The sequence below is a fragment of the Enterococcus sp. DIV0561 genome (genome assembly GCF_050539875.1).
In the GTDB taxonomy this organism is placed as follows: Bacteria; Bacillota; Bacilli; order Lactobacillales; family Enterococcaceae; genus Enterococcus; species Enterococcus faecalis.
The window spans coordinates 1,501,720-1,519,361 of sequence record NZ_CP172927.1 but is presented as its reverse complement, the minus strand read 5'-3'; the positions used below and the strand labels follow the sequence as shown (position 1 = coordinate 1,519,361).

15 protein-coding genes, 2 pseudogenes and 1 riboswitch are annotated in these 17,642 nt (G+C 37.5%); of the genes and pseudogenes, 15 read left to right on the top strand and 2 right to left on the bottom strand.

Annotation, left to right across the window (positions count from 1 at the left end; all coding sequences use genetic code 11):
• Positions 1-19 precede the first annotated feature (19 nt).
• The 3 genes and pseudogenes from IGM13_RS07355 to IGM13_RS07345 form a co-directional block, all read left to right on the top strand.
• Positions 20-190 (top strand): annotated as a pseudogene (locus IGM13_RS07355) (biotin/lipoyl-containing protein); the annotation flags it as partial.
• A 195-nt stretch (positions 191-385) separates the two neighbouring features.
• Positions 386-1,318, top strand: a pseudogene (locus IGM13_RS07350) (dihydrolipoamide acetyltransferase family protein); the annotation flags it as partial.
• Between the two features lie 143 nt (positions 1,319-1,461).
• Positions 1,462-2,514 carry a PTS sugar transporter subunit IIC gene (locus IGM13_RS07345; protein WP_002384478.1) on the top strand — a complete coding sequence of 351 codons (1,053 nt, stop codon included), beginning with the start codon at positions 1,462-1,464 and terminating at the stop codon, positions 2,512-2,514.
• Positions 2,515-2,522: 8 nt separating this feature from the next.
• On the opposite strand, the gene IGM13_RS07340 is transcribed toward IGM13_RS07345, so the two are convergent.
• Complete coding sequence (locus IGM13_RS07340; protein ID WP_002357478.1) at positions 2,523-3,413, bottom strand: LysR family transcriptional regulator; 891 nt, start codon at positions 3,411-3,413, stop codon at positions 2,523-2,525.
• A 176-nt stretch (positions 3,414-3,589) separates the two neighbouring features.
• On the opposite strand from IGM13_RS07340, the gene IGM13_RS07335 reads away from it, so the two are divergent.
• The 12 genes from IGM13_RS07335 (at position 3,590) to IGM13_RS07280 (ending at position 16,592) form a co-directional block, all read left to right on the top strand.
• The gene (locus tag IGM13_RS07335) at positions 3,590-4,531 is read left to right on the top strand and encodes a 2-dehydropantoate 2-reductase (RefSeq protein ID WP_002357479.1); all 942 of its coding nucleotides are present in this window, start codon (positions 3,590-3,592) and stop codon (positions 4,529-4,531) included.
• A 276-nt stretch (positions 4,532-4,807) separates the two neighbouring features.
• Positions 4,808-5,659 (top strand): ribosome biogenesis GTPase YlqF, encoded by an 852-nt coding sequence (ylqF, locus tag IGM13_RS07330; protein WP_002357480.1) that lies wholly within the window; start codon positions 4,808-4,810, stop codon positions 5,657-5,659.
• Position 5,660: 1 nt separating this feature from the next.
• Entirely contained in the window at positions 5,661-6,428 is a 768-nt protein-coding gene (locus tag IGM13_RS07325) for a ribonuclease HII (RefSeq protein ID WP_002408462.1), read from the top strand.
• Positions 6,429-6,488: 60 nt separating this feature from the next.
• Complete coding sequence (gene dprA / locus IGM13_RS07320) at positions 6,489-7,352, top strand: DNA-processing protein DprA (protein ID WP_002393384.1); 864 nt, start codon at positions 6,489-6,491, stop codon at positions 7,350-7,352.
• 90 nt (positions 7,353-7,442) lie between these two features.
• Complete coding sequence (locus IGM13_RS07315; protein WP_002420171.1) at positions 7,443-8,096, top strand: CPBP family intramembrane glutamic endopeptidase; 654 nt, start codon at positions 7,443-7,445, stop codon at positions 8,094-8,096.
• A 184-nt stretch (positions 8,097-8,280) separates the two neighbouring features.
• The gene (topA, locus tag IGM13_RS07310) at positions 8,281-10,359 is read left to right on the top strand and encodes a type I DNA topoisomerase (protein WP_002357484.1); all 2,079 of its coding nucleotides are present in this window, start codon (positions 8,281-8,283) and stop codon (positions 10,357-10,359) included.
• Between the two features lie 107 nt (positions 10,360-10,466).
• Positions 10,467-11,774 (top strand): FADH(2)-oxidizing methylenetetrahydrofolate--tRNA-(uracil(54)-C(5))-methyltransferase TrmFO, encoded by a 1,308-nt coding sequence (trmFO, locus tag IGM13_RS07305; protein WP_002357486.1) that lies wholly within the window; start codon positions 10,467-10,469, stop codon positions 11,772-11,774.
• A gap of 211 nt (positions 11,775-11,985) precedes the next feature.
• Positions 11,986-12,885, top strand: coding sequence for a tyrosine recombinase XerC (gene xerC, locus IGM13_RS07300; protein WP_002398307.1), 900 nt, complete (start codon positions 11,986-11,988; stop codon positions 12,883-12,885).
• Between the two features lie 28 nt (positions 12,886-12,913).
• Positions 12,914-13,462, top strand: coding sequence for an HslVU peptidase proteolytic subunit (gene hslV, locus IGM13_RS07295; protein WP_002357489.1), 549 nt, complete (start codon positions 12,914-12,916; stop codon positions 13,460-13,462).
• A 14-nt stretch (positions 13,463-13,476) separates the two neighbouring features.
• On the top strand, positions 13,477-14,880 hold the full coding sequence (gene hslU / locus IGM13_RS07290) for an ATP-dependent protease ATPase subunit HslU (protein WP_002366731.1): 1,404 nt from the start codon (positions 13,477-13,479) through the stop codon (positions 14,878-14,880).
• 20 nt (positions 14,881-14,900) lie between these two features.
• Positions 14,901-15,683: a GTP-sensing pleiotropic transcriptional regulator CodY gene (gene codY, locus IGM13_RS07285; RefSeq protein ID WP_002408465.1), complete on the top strand. Its 783-nt coding sequence runs from the start codon at positions 14,901-14,903 to the stop codon at positions 15,681-15,683.
• A gap of 33 nt (positions 15,684-15,716) precedes the next feature.
• A complete protein-coding gene (locus IGM13_RS07280) occupies positions 15,717-16,592 on the top strand; it encodes an aldose 1-epimerase family protein (protein ID WP_002420172.1) in 876 nt (291 codons plus the stop codon).
• A 41-nt stretch (positions 16,593-16,633) separates the two neighbouring features.
• On the opposite strand, the gene plsY is transcribed toward IGM13_RS07280, so the two are convergent.
• Positions 16,634-17,263, bottom strand: a complete 630-nt coding sequence (gene plsY, locus IGM13_RS07275; RefSeq protein ID WP_002360243.1) for a glycerol-3-phosphate 1-O-acyltransferase PlsY — start codon at positions 17,261-17,263, stop codon at positions 16,634-16,636.
• Between the two features lie 205 nt (positions 17,264-17,468).
• A riboswitch (cobalamin riboswitch) is annotated at positions 17,469-17,628 on the top strand.
• Positions 17,629-17,642: the final 14 nt, after the last annotated feature.

The window sequence follows — 17,642 nt, the reverse complement described above, 5'->3', positions numbered from 1 at the left end:
AGCAAGGAGGAAAAAATAAATGGCCACAAAAGAAATCAAAATGCCTCATCTAGGCGAAAGTGTCACAGAGGCAGCCATTGTTCAATGGTTAGTTAAACCAGGGGATTCAGTGAAACGCTATGATCCCTTAATGGAAGTCGTTTCTGATAAAGTCACCACGGAAGTCCCATCAGATTTTGATGGTGTAGTAAAAGAATTTCTGATTTCTCTAGATACAGATGTGCCCATCGGAACAGCGGTGATGACGTTAGAGACAGAAGAAACAACAGAAGAAACAGAAGTAGCTACTTTAGCACCAGTGAAAGAAGCAAGTGCGGAACAAGCACAAGAACATGAAACGGCTGAAACAACAAGCACTGCGACGTCCCATCAAAAAAATAATGGTCGTTATTCCCCAGCAGTCCTTAAAATTGCCCAAGAAAAAAAGATTGATTTAACACAAGTTACAGGGACAGGTCGTGATGGTCGAATTACTAGAAAAGATGTCACAAACTTTACACCAACACAGGCAAGAACACCTGAGAAAACAGTGAGTCCAGGAACTAGCCCTTCAATTTCAGAGGAGCCAGTTGCTTCGCAAAATGAAAGCGCCGCAACAGCTAGTCCAACTGAAACAACCACAGATAAAATTGTCTCTGCAGATCCTGTACGTAAAGCGATTGCTAAAAAAATGGTACAAAGTGTCAACGAAATCCCTCACGCTTGGTTAATGGTGGAAGCGGATGTGACCAACTTAGTCCAACTTAGAAATTCATTAAAAGATGAATTTAAACAACAAGAGGGACTGTCTCTAAGCTTCTTCCCATTTTTTGCCAAAGCAGTCATTCAAGCGTTAAAGAAAAATCCAAAAATCAATACATCTTGGGATGATGGCTCAATTATTTATCATAAAGATGTTAATTTATCCATAGCTGTAACGACAGACGAGCATCTTTACGTGCCAGTGATTCAACAAGCGGATAACTATTCGATTGCAGGGCTAGCTAAAGAAATCAATCGTTTGGCACAAGAAGTCCGACAAGGAACGCTGGCAAGCAAAGAAATGCAAGGAGGGACCTTTACCCTTAATAATACTGGGACACTAGGTTCCGTCCAATCGATGGGAATTATTAACCATCCACAAGCTGCGATATTACAAGTAGAGTCAATTAATAAACGCCTTGTGCCAACCGCAGATGGAGGCTTTAAAGTGGCAGATATGGTTAACTTATGTCTTTCTATTGATCATCGAATTTTAGATGGACAACAAGCAGGTAAGTTCTTGCGAGATGTTAAAGATAATTTAGCGAAATATAATGCGGATACGGATGTATATTAAAAATCGTTCCTTACTTTAGTTAAATAAAAAGCGCCTCAAAGAAATAAACGCTCTTCTTTGAGGCCGCTCTTTATCTAACAGAAAGTTCAATCATTCTCAAACTTATTCTAAAAAAACAAAAATAATCAATAGGAGTGTTGAAAATGCCCACTGATAAACTGGATGCTCAATTAACCCCAAGAATATTTTTTAACAAAGTGTTAGCTGGAACAGCTTCCGGCACCATTATCGCCTTAATTCCCAATGCTGTATTAGGAGCCATTTTAAAATATTTTGCAGAATACAAGATTATCGAAATGATTATTCATGCGGCGCAAATTTTCCAACTAGCCACCCCTTTAATTATTGGTGGACTGATTGCTTTTCAATTTGGCTTAACGCCACAGAAAATGATGATTGCTGGAGGTGCAGCATTTGCTGGCTCTGGCGTGATTAAATTTAATTCAGAAGTGAAAGGCTTTATTGGTGCAGGCACTGGTGACATCATTAATATTATGATTACCGCTTCTGTTGCAGTCTTACTTTTATTGGTCATCGATAAAAAATTCGGTTCAGTGGAAATCATTGCTTTACCGATCGTTGTTGGAGTAGGTGCAGGCTTGTTTGGCATGTTGATTTATCCATATGTGACACAAATCACGGTCGCCATCGGGAAAGTGATTAACAATTTTACTGATTTTCAGCCAATTATCATGAGTATTTTAATTGCTTGTTCATTTGCTGCACTGATTATTTCGCCAATCACTACTGTGGCAATCGGTTTGGCGATTCAGTTGAATGGCTTGTCTGCAGGTGCTGCTGCAATGGGAATTGCAGCCACAACTGTTGTTCTTGTGATTAATTCTTGGAATGTCAACCAATCGGGAGTGACACTGGCTGTCTCTTTGGGCGGCATGAAAATGATGATGCCTAACTTATTTAAATACCCAATTATTTTAATTCCTTGTTTATTTACAGCGACTATTTCAGCAATTCCTGTGGTTCTATTCAACATTTCAGGAACCCCACAATCGGCTGGATTTGGCTTGGTTGGACTCGTGGGACCACTTGCTTCATTGGATGCGGGCTTAGGGATCTTACCCTTACTCTTTTCTTGGTTTGTTGTTCCAATTGTCGCGGGTTTATTCTCAAAATTCTTATTTGAAAAAGTGTTGAAACTTTATGATAGTAAAGTCGTCTTTGCTTATCAAGGCTAGATTATCCATTAATTTTCTTTAATGATTTGGATAAAATCTCTAACATCTTCTGTCATACTAAAATCGCGGCGCAAAGCAATGCCGATGGGGAAATAGTCAAACTTATCTTTTAAAGGAATCCATTTCAGTCCCTGACTTTTTCCCACTTCATAATATTCAATCGGCAGCAAACAAATCGAATTATTTTTTTGTAAACTATAAAGAAGTACTTGTAAATCATCGTTATGCAAAATGATATTCGGCTCATAACCGAAGCTCCGAGTCCGATCTAGCAGTAGGCGACCAATCATAAAATTATCACTTAACGATGAAAATCGTTGATCTTTCAAATCTTTAAAAGTTAATTTTTCATATTGGGAGAGAGGATTTGATTCTGGTACCACGACATAAACATGGTAGCCTTTGGTAGTCGTTTCTAAAGGTTCAATATGAATAATTTCAGGTAAGGTATTTGGGAAAGAAATTAGTCCCATATCAATTTCTTTATTTGCTAACATCGTTTGTAATTTTGGCGAGCCATCTTGCTGTAATATTAAATTCACATGTGGATGGGTTGTTAAAAATCGTGAAATTTCTTTCATAAATTGTACAGCAAATAAAGTAGTTAAGCCTAAACGTAATTGCTTTTTGACTGGTTTCTGGTTCATTTCACGAATATCTGTTACCAATTGATCGAATTGAAAAACAACTTCTTGGCCATGTTCATATAAATAAACACCAGTATCGGTTAATTGAAACGGTTGATCAGAATGATCAAACAACGCTGTGCCTAACTCAGATTCCATTTTTTTCAATGCTAAAGAAAGTGTTGGTTGGGTGACAAATAAATTGCGAGCGGCCGCCGATAAACTGCGGGTATTAACAATTTCAATGAAGTACTTTAAAAGCTGAATATTCATCAGAAACTCCCTTTCTTTTTAAAAGCGCTTACACGAATGTGCTTGGATAAAAAATAACAAATAGATCACTTATAATATAACATATGTTTTGCCTTTTTATTGCTATAAAAGTAAGAGATAGAGATTTTCTTAGCAGATTTTTACCTAAAAATAAAAAATTGAACGGAGGAAAAGAAATGAAGATTATTATCGCAGGTGCTGGCGCTATGGGCAGTCGCTTTGGACTAATGTTACATCAAGCAGGAAATGATGTTATTTTTGTTGATGGTTGGCCAGAACATATTGAAGCAATAAGAAAAAACGGGTTAGTTGCTGATTTTAATGGCGAAGTGGTGACCGCTAAAATTCCTATCTATCCTCAGACAGAAGTAGCAAGCATCGATTTTACAGCAGACTTAGTTATCCTATTTACAAAAGCAATGCAACTGGAAGGAATGCTTGAAGCATTAGAACATTTCCTTAATAAAAATACGAAAGTTTTATGCTTGTTAAATGGAATTGGGCACGAAGATATTATCAAAAAATACGTGCCTTACGAAAATATTTTATTAGGAAACACAATGTGGACCGCTGGGTTAGAAGGACCGGGCAAAGTAAAATTATTTGGTAATGGTTCGATTGATTTACAAAATTTAGGGGCGCAAAGTGAACAAGCAGCAGAAGCAGTCATTAAGGTATTAAATAACGCTGGCTTAAATGCACGTTATTCTGAGAATATTTTATCATCCATTTATAAGAAGGCCTGTGTGAATGGAACAATGAATGGTTTATGTACTTTGTTGGATTGTAATATGGCAGACTTTGGCGAAACAGAGCAAGCAGATCAAATTGTTCAACAAATAGTTAATGAATTTTTAGCAGTCGCTGAAGTGGAACAAGTTACGTTAGATAAACAAGCAGTTCTTCAACAAATCCGCTCGTGTTATAATCGAGAAACAATTGGTTTGCACCATCCATCGATGTATCAGGACTTAATAACCAATCATCGTTTAACCGAAATTGATTATATCAATGGAGCAATTGTTCGCAAAGGGAAAGCTTATGGGATTGCTACACCGTACTGTCAGTTTTTAACAGAGTTAATTCATTGTAAAGAAAATTTACTTCATGCTAAATAACAAGTAAAAACAGAAATACTCTTGAGTCGGTCTTGAGAAGAGCTTGACCTACTTCTTTCTATACTTTGCCAGTGTATAAGTCTGAGACAAAATCCAAAGTGAGTTTGTTTCAGCTTTTTTGTTTTTTAAAGAACACTGCAGAAAATAAATCAAATCCGTGAAAAATATGTTAAACTAGAGAAGGTGTTTTTTTCGCAAGAATCTACGCGGGACACAGGACTCGTTGAAGAATTGAATCAAAGAAACAATGTGTTAAAGAAGGGATTTGAACAGATTATGACCATTCAATGGTTTCCCGGCCATATGGCCAAAGCAAGAAGAGAAGTTTCTGAAAAAATCAAATATGTCGATATTGTATTTGAACTAGTTGATGCGCGGTTACCGCTTTCTTCTCGTAACCCAATGATGGACCAAATTGTCCAACAAAAACCACGATTAGTCCTTTTAAATAAAGGGGACTTAGCAGATAACGACCAAAATAAAAAATGGCAACATTACTTTCAAAAGAAAGGGTACCAAACCCTAGTTATCAATGCCCAACAAAATAAAGGAATCAATAAAATTGTGCCAGCAGCCAAGGAAGCGTTAAAAGAAAAATTGGCTCGTGAACAGGCGAAAGGTTTGAAACCGCGTGCGATTCGCGCAATGTGTATTGGGATCCCCAATGTTGGTAAGTCAACCTTAATGAACCGTTTAGTCGGAAAAAAAATTGCGCAAACTGGGAACAAGCCAGGCGTGACAAAAGGACAACAATGGTTACGCTCTGGTTCCCAATTGGAATTACTGGATACACCAGGAATTCTCTGGCCAAAATTTGAAGATGAAGAAATTGGAAAAAAATTAGCTTTAACTGGCGCTATAAAAGATCAATTATTGCATCTAGATGATTTGGCGATTTATGGATTAGAATTTTTTGCACGTTTTTATCCGCAACGTTTGACGGAACGATATGGTTTAACAGAGGAAGAGCTATTTTTACCTGCCCCAGAACAGTTGATGTTAATTAGCCAAAAACGTGGTTTTAGAGATGATTATAATCGAGCCAGCGAAATGATTATTTTAGAAATTCGCAGTGGAAAATTAGGTACGTATACTTTGGACCGCTGGGAAGAACTAGGAGACGAATAACATGGCAAAAGAGTCGATTCAGGCAATCAAAGAAGCGTTGTTAACTGTCACTGATGCAACCGATGAACGATTAGCAAGCTGGCGAGAAGATGAACGTTCAGGAGTGCAACAAGCGATCAAACAATGGGAACGTCGCCAGTTAGCCAAAGAACAAGAGTGGCAACTTTTTAAAGAAATGAGTCAATTTGAGGAAGCGGCCTATAAAAAAGGCCATCGTTTAATTGCGGGAATTGATGAAGTAGGCCGCGGACCATTAGCTGGTCCTGTTGTGACAGCTGCAGTTATTTTACCGAAGGATTGTCAATTATTAGGCTTAAATGATTCAAAAAAGCTATCTGCTAAAAAACGGGAAACGTTATATAACCAGATTCAAGAACAGGCTGTCGCTATCGGGTTAGGTATCGCTGATCAAGGAGTCATTGATCAGATTAATATTTATCAAGCAACTAAACAAGCGATGAAAATGGCAATTGACGATTTAGCTTTTACACCAGATTATTTATTAATTGATGCAATGCAGTTAGACGTTCCCCAACCACAAGAAAGTTTGATTAAAGGGGATGCACGCTCCATTTCAATTGCAGCAGCCAGTATTATTGCAAAAGTAACAAGAGATCGATTAATGGAAGAATATGATGAATTATATCCTGGATACGGATTTAAAAACAATGCAGGCTATGGAACAAAAGAACATCTTCTCGGGTTAGAAAAATACGGTGTAACACCCATTCATCGACGTACTTTTGCGCCAATAAAAGATATGATTTAAAAATAAAACACTTTTTTTACGTATTCTTATTTTAAGAAGATGTGAAAGAGGTGTTTTTTGTTGGAAATTTTACAACGACAATTATTATTTAAATTAGCGGTATGCCAAGGAATTGGCAATTTAGGTATCTTAAAAGTATTACAAGAAGCTATCGCACAAAAGCGTGTTGATTTTTCCAGTACAGAAATTATTAGAATTGCTGAAATCAAGAAATATCGTGAATTATTTGAACAATCTTGGTTACACCATACGATTCATAGTGAAGCGTTATATATACGACAATGCCAACACCAATTTATGACAATTTTAGATGCCGTCTATCCTAAATTATTACGAGAAATTTATAATCCACCAGCAATTCTTTTTTATAGAGGAAATTTACAATTGTTAAGCAGAAGGAAAATTGGCATCGTCGGCGCTCGCTATGCCACTTCGTATGGGTTAAGAGTGACTGAAGCTCTGGTTCCTAAAATAGTCAAAGAAGGGTTCACAATCGTCAGCGGTCTTGCCAAAGGTATCGATAGTCGTAGCCATGAGATGGCCATCCAGAGCGGGGGTCAGACAATTGGAATTTTAGGCACTGGATTAGATGTATATTATCCGTACGAAAAGAAAGAATTACAGCAAACTATGAAGCAGAATCAGCTTGTTTTAACAGAATATGTGAATGGGAGTGGGCCGAAAAAATATCATTTTCCTGCACGTAATCGCATTATTGCTGGATTATCTTTAGGGGTCTGCGTGATGGAAGCTCGTAAGAATAGTGGCTCTTTAATTACTGCACAAGCGGCGATGGATTACGGGCGCGAGGTATTTGCCGTACCGGGAAGTATTTTCCAGTCTTTTTCAACAGGCTGCCATGAATTGATTCAGGACGGCGCTAAATGTGTTCAGACAATTGATGATATTTGTGAAGAATTGTGACTTTTACTAATTGTGAATTGACAACCTACGTTCACTTCGGTACTATTTAATCAGATTTTAATCTTTTGGTTGGCAGTTAGGAGTGTCTAAATGGAAACGGTTGTTAGGAAAAGATGGTTGTTTGGTATGCAGCTACTGGGCTTTTTGGTTTTGGATCAAATTCCTTTGATGATGGTCTCAGTTGTTCAAGTTTCTACAGAAAACTTTTGGTTTCGCTTTGTTAGTGGATTAGTGGCTGTTGGACTTGGTGCCTATTTCGTCTATCTATTTGTTGCTTTTTTGAAAAAGAAAAAGCTCATAACTTGGACTTTTTTAGGAATCAAAGAAACCTTGCCAGTGGTCTTGTTAGGTTTGGTGATAATCTTTTGTGTGGGAATACTTGGTGATTTCTTATTACGTCTGGAAGGACTAGAGACGACCTCTAACCAACAAAGTGTTGAAGAAATTGTTCAAGCCATTCCTAAAGGGCTTATACTTATTTTTGCAGGTGTGATTGGACCAATTTTTGAAGAGGGAATTTTTCGTGTCGGGATTCAAGCGTTTTTCAAGCCAGCTTCAAAAATAGGAATACTCGTTTCTTCTATTTTATTTGCACTTGTGCACACACCCACAGATATAGGTAGTTTTATTATTTATTGGGGCATGGGTTTAGCGTTAAGTTGGGTCTATCTACGCACGGGTCGCTTTGAAGCTGCTGTCTTGACTCATTTTATTTGGAATGTTTTGGGTATTTTAATGCTTTAGGATAAAATCTATAAATCATAGGCATTTTTTATTTATAAATTCGGACAGTCAAACATAAATGACAGAAATGTTAGAAAGCCTAGTCTTGACAAACCTATTCTATATAGCATATGATGTATTACGATTTGTGCGTTTTTTACATATATTATATAGTAGGAAAGCGAACGCGAAAGGAGCTAATTGAATGGCCTATAAGTATCTCGTGATTGTAGAATCACCTGCCAAAGCCAAAACAATTGAAAAATATCTAGGAAGAAACTACAAGGTGGTTGCCAGTGTTGGTCACATTCGCGATTTACCAAAAAGTAAAATGGGGATTGATATTGAAAATAATTATGAACCTCATTATATTTCGATTCGCGGAAAAGGCGATGTCATCAAAAGTTTAAAAGCGGCTGCAAAAAAAGCGGAAAAAGTCTATCTCGCAGCCGATCCGGACCGAGAAGGTGAAGCAATTGCTTGGCATTTAGCTTATCTTCTTGGCCTTGATTTAAAAGATAAAAACCGTGTGGTATTCAATGAGATCACTAAAGAAGCGGTAAAAGCGGCATTTAAAGAACCTAGAACCATCAACGTTGATTTAGTTGATGCACAACAAGCACGGCGCATTTTAGACCGTTTAGTCGGATACTCGATTAGTCCTATTTTATGGCGTAAAGTCAAAAAAGGCTTGAGTGCTGGTCGTGTGCAATCTGTTGCTTTAAAAATGATTATTGATCGAGAAAATGAAATTCGAGAATTTAAACCTGAAGAATATTGGAGCATTGATGGGAATTTCCAAAAAGGTCGCAAGAAATTCAAAGCAAATTTCTGGGGCGTAGATGGTAAAAAGAAAAAATTACCAAATGCAGAAGCGGTGAAAGAAATCACTTCTCGGATTGACGGTAAAGATTACGATGTTACAAAAGTTGAGAAAAAAGAACGGAAACGTAATCCTGCATTACCTTTTACAACCAGTAGTTTACAACAAGAAGCGGCACGTAAATTAAATTTCCGTACCCGTAAAACCATGATGGTTGCGCAACAATTGTATGAGGGAATTGCTTTAGGGAAACAAGGCACTGTGGGGCTGATTACCTACATGCGTACAGACTCAACCAGAATTGCCGATTCCGCCAAAGCAGAAGCTGCTGAATTCATTGAAAAGACCTACGGAGATGAGTTCTCAGCACATGGCGGTCGCAAAGCAAAAAATACGCAAGGTGCACAAGATGCCCATGAAGCGGTTCGTCCGTCAAGCGTTTTAAGAACACCTGATGAAATGAAGAAGTATTTAGATAAAGATCAATTAAAATTATATACTCTTATTTGGTCGCGCTTTGTTGCTAGTCAAATGACACCAGCGATTTTAGATACCATGAAGGTCACGCTTCAACAAAACGGCGTAACGTTTATTGCCAATGGCTCTAAAGTGAAATTTAAAGGGTTTATGCAAGTATATGTTGAAGGACGCGATGATGGTAAAGAAGACAAGGAAAATATTTTACCTGAATTAGTGGAAGGTGACGTTGTTAAATCGGTCGATATCGAACCGAAACAACACTTTACTCAACCACCGGCTCGTTTTAGTGAAGCCACGTTAATCCGGACTTTAGAAGAAAATGGTGTGGGCCGACCATCAACATATGCGCCAACATTAGAAACCATTCAACGGCGTTATTACGTGAAGCTAACGAATAAACGGTTTGAACCAACGGAATTAGGTGAAATTGTGAATTCCCTAGTTTCAGAGTTTTTCCCACAAATTGTCGATACACATTTTACAGCGACAATGGAAACGGACTTAGATAAAGTCGGTGAAGGTCAAGAAAAATGGGTTGAAGTTGTCGATCGTTTCTACAAGCCCTTCGAAAAAGAATTAACAAATGCCGAAGAAAAGATTGAAAAAATCCAAATTAAAGATGAACCAGCAGGTTTTGACTGCGAACTATGTGGACATCCAATGGTGATTAAGCTGGGTCGCTACGGGAAATTTTATGCATGTAGTAATTTCCCAGATTGTCGGAATACAAAAGCGATTGTCAAAGAAATTGGCGTGACTTGTCCTGTGTGTCACGAAGGACAAGTTATTGAACGGAAATCAAAGAAAAATCGGATTTTCTATGGCTGTAGTCGGTACCCAGAGTGTGACTTCACTTCTTGGGACAAACCAGTTGGCCGACCATGTCCAAAATGTGGGCAATATTTAGTAGAGAAAAAAGTTAAAGGCGGCAAACAAGTCGTTTGTATCAATGGCGATTATGAAGAAAACGTCCAAAAATAAGAAAAATTGAGACCGAAGAATTTACTTCGGTCTTCTCTTTTAGTAAAATGAATTGAGTTTGTAAGAGACAGCTCTTAACTTCTTGACATAGAAAGGAATTTTTATACATGACAAAAAAAGTCACAATTATTGGTGCCGGTTTAGCCGGAAGTGAAGCGGCATGGCAAGTGGCCAATGCTGGCGTACCAGTTGATTTATATGAAATGCGCCCTGTCAAAAAGACACCAGCGCATCAAACAGAAAATTTTGCAGAGTTAGTTTGTTCTAATTCATTACGTGGAAATAGTTTAACCAATGCGGTAGGTGTTTTGAAAGAAGAAATGCGCCGTTTAAATTCAATTATTATTGGTAGTGCGGATCAAACCGCTGTACCAGCTGGCGGCGCCTTAGCAGTTGACCGTGATTCTTTTTCTGAAACAATCACTGAAAAAATTAAAAGTCATCCATTAATTACAATCAAAAATGAAGAGATTACCGATATTCCAGAAGGGATTGTAATTATTGCAACGGGTCCCTTAACTTCTGAAAGCTTATCACAAAAAATTCAAGAATTTAATGGTTCTGAAGGCTTTTATTTTTACGATGCAGCAGCACCAATTATTGATAAATCAACAATTGACATGGATAAAGTTTATTTAAAATCTCGTTATAACAAGGGCGAAGCGGCTTACTTAAACTGTCCGATGACTGAAGAAGAATTCAATGCGTTTCATGAAGCGCTAGTCAATGCAGAAGTGGTTCCTTTACGCACGTTTGAAAAAGAGAAGTTTTTCGAAGGCTGTATGCCCATTGAAGTAATGGCGCAACGTGGCATTAAAACCATGTTGTTTGGCCCGATGAAACCTGTCGGACTAGAAGACCCTAAAACAGGTAAACGCCCTTATGCTGTAATTCAATTACGTCAAGACAATGCTGCAGCTTCTTTATACAATATTGTTGGTTTCCAAACGCATTTAAAATGGGGCGAACAAAAACGAGTATTCCGTATGATTCCGGGATTAGAAAATGCTGAATTTGTTCGCTATGGCGTCATGCATCGTAATAGTTTTATGAATTCTCCAGAGTTGCTAAAACCAACCTACCAATCAAAAAAACGTGACGATCTGTTTTTTGCTGGACAAATGACTGGTGTTGAAGGATATGTTGAAAGCGCGGCAAGTGGTTTACTTGCAGGTATTAACGCAGCTCGTCTTGCCAAAGGGGAAGAGCCGATTGAATTCCCTCGCGAAACGACTTTAGGAAGTATGGCTTATTATATTACACATGCAGAAGGCAAACATTTCCAACCAATGAATGCAAACTTTGGGCTTTTCCCAGAGTTACCTGAACGAATTCGTGACAAAAAAGAACGCTATGAAGCAATTGCTAATCGGGCCTTAGATGTCCAAGCTCAAGTTATCCAATCTTTAGACTAAATTAGAAAAAATATGAGAAAAGACTGAGCATCATTGCTAAGAAATGCGATGATACTCAGTCTTTTAATTTTTAGAAAAAAATAACAAAAGCTAAAGAATAGTTAAAATTGTGAACATATTTAGAAATATTGATTAAATTCTGACAACTTAATTGTCTTTTGAAAAAGGTTATGCTAAAGTTACTTTGTAATCGAATGAGGAGGGCTATCACATGGAAGAAAAGAATTGGCCTGAGTTATTTGCTCGTTATCTTATTGTCGAAAGAGGCTATTCAGAAAAAACAAAAAAAGCATATCAAGAAGATATACAACATTTTTTTTCGTTTTTAAAGACTTCAGGTAGTGACAATTATTTGACTGTGGAACATTTGGATGTTCGGGCTTATTTGAGCGAATTATACGATCAGGAATATAGCCGCAATTCGATTAGTCGAAAAATTGCCAGTCTGCGTTCTTTTTATCAATTCTTATTAAAAAATGAAGCAATCCAAGAAAATCCTTTTTCCTATGTTCATATGAAAAAGAAACAGTTACGGTTGCCCCGTTTTTTTTATGAAAAAGAAATGGATGCATTATTTGAGAGCGCACAAGGTGAGCAACCTCTTGATTTGAGAAATCAAGCGTTGCTAGAAGTTCTGTATGGGACTGGCATTCGGGTCAGTGAATGTGCGAACTTAACGGTGGACGCAGTTGACTTTCAAGCTTCTGTTTTATTGGTTCACGGAAAAGGAAATAAAGACCGCTATGTGCCTTTTGGTTCATTTGCACAAGACGCCTTAAAGGATTACTTAGAGAATGGCCGCGCGCTACTAATGACAAAATATCAAAAAAAACATCCGTATGTCTTTGTTAATCATCATGGTGAACAAATCACGCCAACAGGGATTGAATATGTCTTAAACCAACTAATTAAAAAAAGTTCATTAAATGCGGAAATTCATCCCCACATGTTACGCCATACATTTGCGACACATTTATTAAATAATGGCGCCGATATGCGGACAGTTCAAGAATTATTAGGACATGCTAATTTATCAACAACTCAGATATATGCGCATGTGACAAAAGAAAGTTTACAAAAAAATTATCGAACGTTTCATCCTCGTGCATAATGGAGGGAAACGTCTAGGAGGAACAATAATGGTTGAATCACAATTTCACTCTACAACAATTTGTGCAGTCGAAAAAGATGGAAAATTTGCAATGGCTGGTGACGGCCAAGTAACAATGGGCGAATCTGTCGTTATGAAAGGTACAGCCAAAAAAGTGCGCCGTATTTACAATGATGAAGTCGTTGTCGGTTTTGCAGGAAGTGTGGCAGATGCCTTTACATTAGAAGAAAAGTTTGAAGGAAAATTAAATGAATACAACGGAAACTTAACGAGAGCTGCGGTTGAGTTAGCCCAAGAGTGGCGGACACAACAGTCTATGCAAAAATTAGAGGCTATGCTGATTGTGATGAATAAGGAAGAAATGCTCTTAGTTTCAGGAACTGGGGAAGTCATCACACCAGACGATGGTATTTTAGCAATTGGTTCTGGCGGTAATTTTGCTTTGTCCGCTGCAAGAGCCATGAAAAACTTTGGCGATAAAGAAATGCCAGCGAAAGAGATTGCTAAAAATGCCTTAAATATTGCTGCAGATATCTGTGTATTTACGAATCATAATATCATTGTAGAAGAATTATAAGCGAGGGAAAATCCATGAATGAATTAAACAAAACACCAAAAGAAATAGTCAAAGAACTAGATCAATATATTGTTGGACAGCAAGCTGCCAAAAAATCAGTGGCGGTAGCTTTACGTAACCGCTATCGTCGCTTGCAATTAGAAGAAAATATGCAACAAGATATTACGCCTAAAAACTTACTAATGATTGGACCAACAGGTGTTGGTAAAACTGAGATTGCTCGTCGTCTTGCAAAAATTGTCAATGCGCCTTTTGTAAAAGTTGAAGCAACCAAATTTACAGAAGTCGGCTATGTTGGTCGGGATGTCGAATCAATGGTTCGAGATTTAGTAGAAAATGCGATCCAAATTGTTGAAAAACAACAATACAGTCGCGTGTATGCGCAAGCGTTGAAAAAAGCCAATCAACGTTTAGTCAAAGTATTAGTGCCTGGAATTAAAAAAGAACAAAAGCAGGCTGGTGGTAATCAATTTGAACAAATGATGAACATGTTTAACATGGCTCAGCAACAGCAAGAAGCACAAGAAGAAGTAACGGAAGATATTCGAGCGAATCGCCGAACAATTTTGGAACAGCTGGAAAAAGGTCTATTAGATAATCGTGAAGTAACAATTGAAATTGAAGAACCGAAGAAAACGATGCCAGCTATGAATAATGGCCTAGAACAAATGGGCATCGACTTAAATGAAACGTTAGGCGCTCTGTCACCAAAGAAAAAAATCGAACGTACTGTAACGGTGAAAGAAGCACAAGAATTATTAGTGAAAGAAGAATCAGCAAAAATTGTCAATGACGCTGATATTCATAGTGAAGCGATTCGTTTAGCTGAATCAAGCGGAATTATTTTTATCGATGAGATTGATAAAATCACCTCTAAAAGCCAACAAAATTCGGGCGAAGTCTCTCGTGAAGGAGTACAAAGAGACATTTTGCCAATTGTTGAAGGCTCCCAAGTTAACACGAAGTATGGTCCTTTACAAACGGATCACATTTTATTTATCGCTTCAGGTGCTTTCCACTTGTCAAAACCAAGTGACTTGATTCCAGAATTACAAGGTCGCTTCCCAATTCGAGTTGAATTAGATGATTTAACGGCTGATGACTTCGTAAGTATCTTAACTGAGCCAAACAATGCTTTAATTAAACAATATGTAGCATTAATTGGCACAGAAAATGTTTCAGTCATCTTTACAAAAGAAGCAATTGAACGGTTAGCACACATCGCTTATGATGTAAACCGTGATACAGATAATATTGGGGCGCGTCGTTTACACACAATTTTAGAACGTTTATTAGAAGATTTATTATATGAAGCACCAGATATGCAAATGGGTGAAATTACGATTACCGAAGCATATGTCAATGAAAAATTGAATGACATTGTTCAAAATGAAGATTTAAGTCGTTACATCTTATAAAAAAGGCTGGAGGAGAAAAGATGGCTACATTATTAGAAAAAACACGTCAAGTGAACGAGCTTTTGCAAAAAAACAATCTGTTTGACGTACAAGCAGAACTTCCGTACAACAAAATGGCAATGATTTTAGGGGATATTTTAGAAAGTAATGCGTATATTATTAGCAGTTCAGGGGATTTGTTGGGGTATACTGAAAAATTAGATGTTAATAATACCCGTATCAAAAATATGTTTAAAGAGAAAAAATTTCCTCAAGGATACACCGAGGCCGTGGATATGCTCAAAGTAACCGAAGCCAATATTCCAATAGATAGTGATTTAACTGCATTTCCTTTTGAATCACGAGAGCTATATCCGTTTGGTTTAACCACTATTGTGCCTTTGTACGGTGCCGGCAAACGCTTGGGTACGATTATTTTAGCGCGTGTTGAAAAATCCTTTAACGAGGATGATTTAGTGTTAGCTGAATATAGTGCGACCGTTGTCGGCATGCAAATTTTGTATCATCAATCCAGAACAATTGAAGCAGAAGTTCGCAGTGCGACTGCCGTGCAAATGGCCATCAACACTCTTTCCTATAGTGAATTAAAAGCCGTCCATGCCATTTTTGAAGCCTTAGATGGCGAAGAAGGTCGTTTAACTGCTTCAAGTATTGCAGACGAAATAGGCATTACTCGTTCCGTAATTGTGAATGCCTTAAGAAAATTAGAATCAGCTGGAATTATTGAATCACGTTCTCTTGGTATGAAAGGGACTTATTTAAAAGTATTAAATCAACAATTTATTAAAGAGTTGGAAAAATAAGCAATTGCTCGTATCAACTAGGAGGACAACGCAATGACTGTACAAATTGAAAATGAATTTCTAATCGCAACATTTGCTGAAGAAGGAGCAGAATTAGTAAGTTTACAATCAAAAGAAACCGGCATTGAATATATTTGGCAAGGAAATCCTGAATTTTGGGCCCGCCATGCGCCCGTACTTTTTCCGATTGTCGGTCGTCTAAAAGAAGATACGTATATGTACCAAAATCAAGCGTATCATTTAACTCAACATGGTTTTGCTCGTGATCAAGTATTTGATGTGATTGAAAAAGGTGGAGAAGAAGTTTCTTTTTCACTAAAATCAACAAAAGAAACCAAGAAAAAGTATCCTTTTGATTTTGAACTAGTGATTACTTATACATTAGAACATCAAGAATTGACTGTAAACTACCAAGTAGAAAACACAGGGAAAGAAGAGATGTATTTTGGGATTGGTGGTCATCCAGCCTTTAATGTACCTTTAGAATCTTCACTAACGTTTGAAGATTATTATCTAAGTTTTTCACCTAAAAAATCACGGACACAAATTCCCTTAGCAGGCCCGTTTATTGATTTAGCGAATAAAACGCTAGCCCAAACGAATACCAGCTTTGACTTAACGCATCAATTATTTGAAAATGATGCAATGATTTTTGAAACAAAAGGTCAAACAGCAATTACGATTGCCACAGACGAAAGTGACCATCAAGTCACTTTGAGTTATCCAGAAATGCCTTTTGTGGGGATTTGGTCACCGACACCGAAAGAAGCGTCTTTTGTCTGTATCGAACCTTGGTGCGGGATTGCTGATGCTGTCGACGCAACTGGCCAACTTGCTGAAAAATTTGGCATCAATAAGTTACCAGCTAACGAACTATTTAAAACACAGTATATGATTAGTGTAAAATAAAGAAAAAGGCTGTGAACATTATTTGTTCACAGCCTTTTTCTTTATTTTTTTGCACGTAAGCCAAAAGAAAGGCGACTTTCTGTTCCATTTTTAATTCGCTGAATGTTTTCACGATGACGGACAAAGATAAAAGTAGTCAAAGCAATCGCAATCACGGTTAATAACCAGTTAAATGTTGGTAAAATAGCTGGGACAGTGAAAGGCAAAATAATAGTAGAAAGTGTAATTAGTACAGCGCTAATCATACTTGTTAAACTCACCATACTGGTTAGATACAGACAAATCACAAAAATAAGAGCAGAATAAATAAAAAATGTGGGGCTGTATGCTAATAACATGCCAGCGCTAGTGGCTACGGCTTTACCACCTTTGAAATTGGCAAAAATAGGGAAGGTATGCCCTAAAACAGCTGCTACCCCAAAGAAGAGCGGATTCACGCCTTGTAAACCAAACAAATAGGGTAATGAAGTGGCTAACGTTCCTTTCAAGATATCCATTAATAATACCGTAATTCCGGCAGGTTTCCCTAAGACACGAAATGTATTGGTTGTTCCTGTATTCCCACTCCCAAATTGGCGTATATCTTTTTTAAAGAAAAGTTTACCAATCCAAACACCTGAGGGAATCGAACCTAATAAATAGGCAACAAGTAACAAAATGACGATTTTCATCAAGTTAACCTCTTTCTTATTCAAACTAGGATTTATTTTATCATGAATAGAAAAACGGAACAACGTCTAATAACTAAAACAAGAAAAGTTTTTCTTTTGCTTGAGGAAGCGTTGACAAATGGTTGATAACCGTTATAATAAATGTGTGTCATTAGACAAAGACGTCTAATCACTGGTTTGAAAATTAGTTATCAACGAAGATACAATATATATGTACTTATGAAGTGTCAGGGAAAGAGGTGCGAATCCTCTACAGACCTACCTACTGTATGGTGGATGAAACCAATAAGACCACAGATTATTCTGGAAGGATTGGGAGTAAGAAGAAGCTAAGTCAGGATACCGGCTTGATAAGTCTAATCATTCTTTTGTAGGAAAA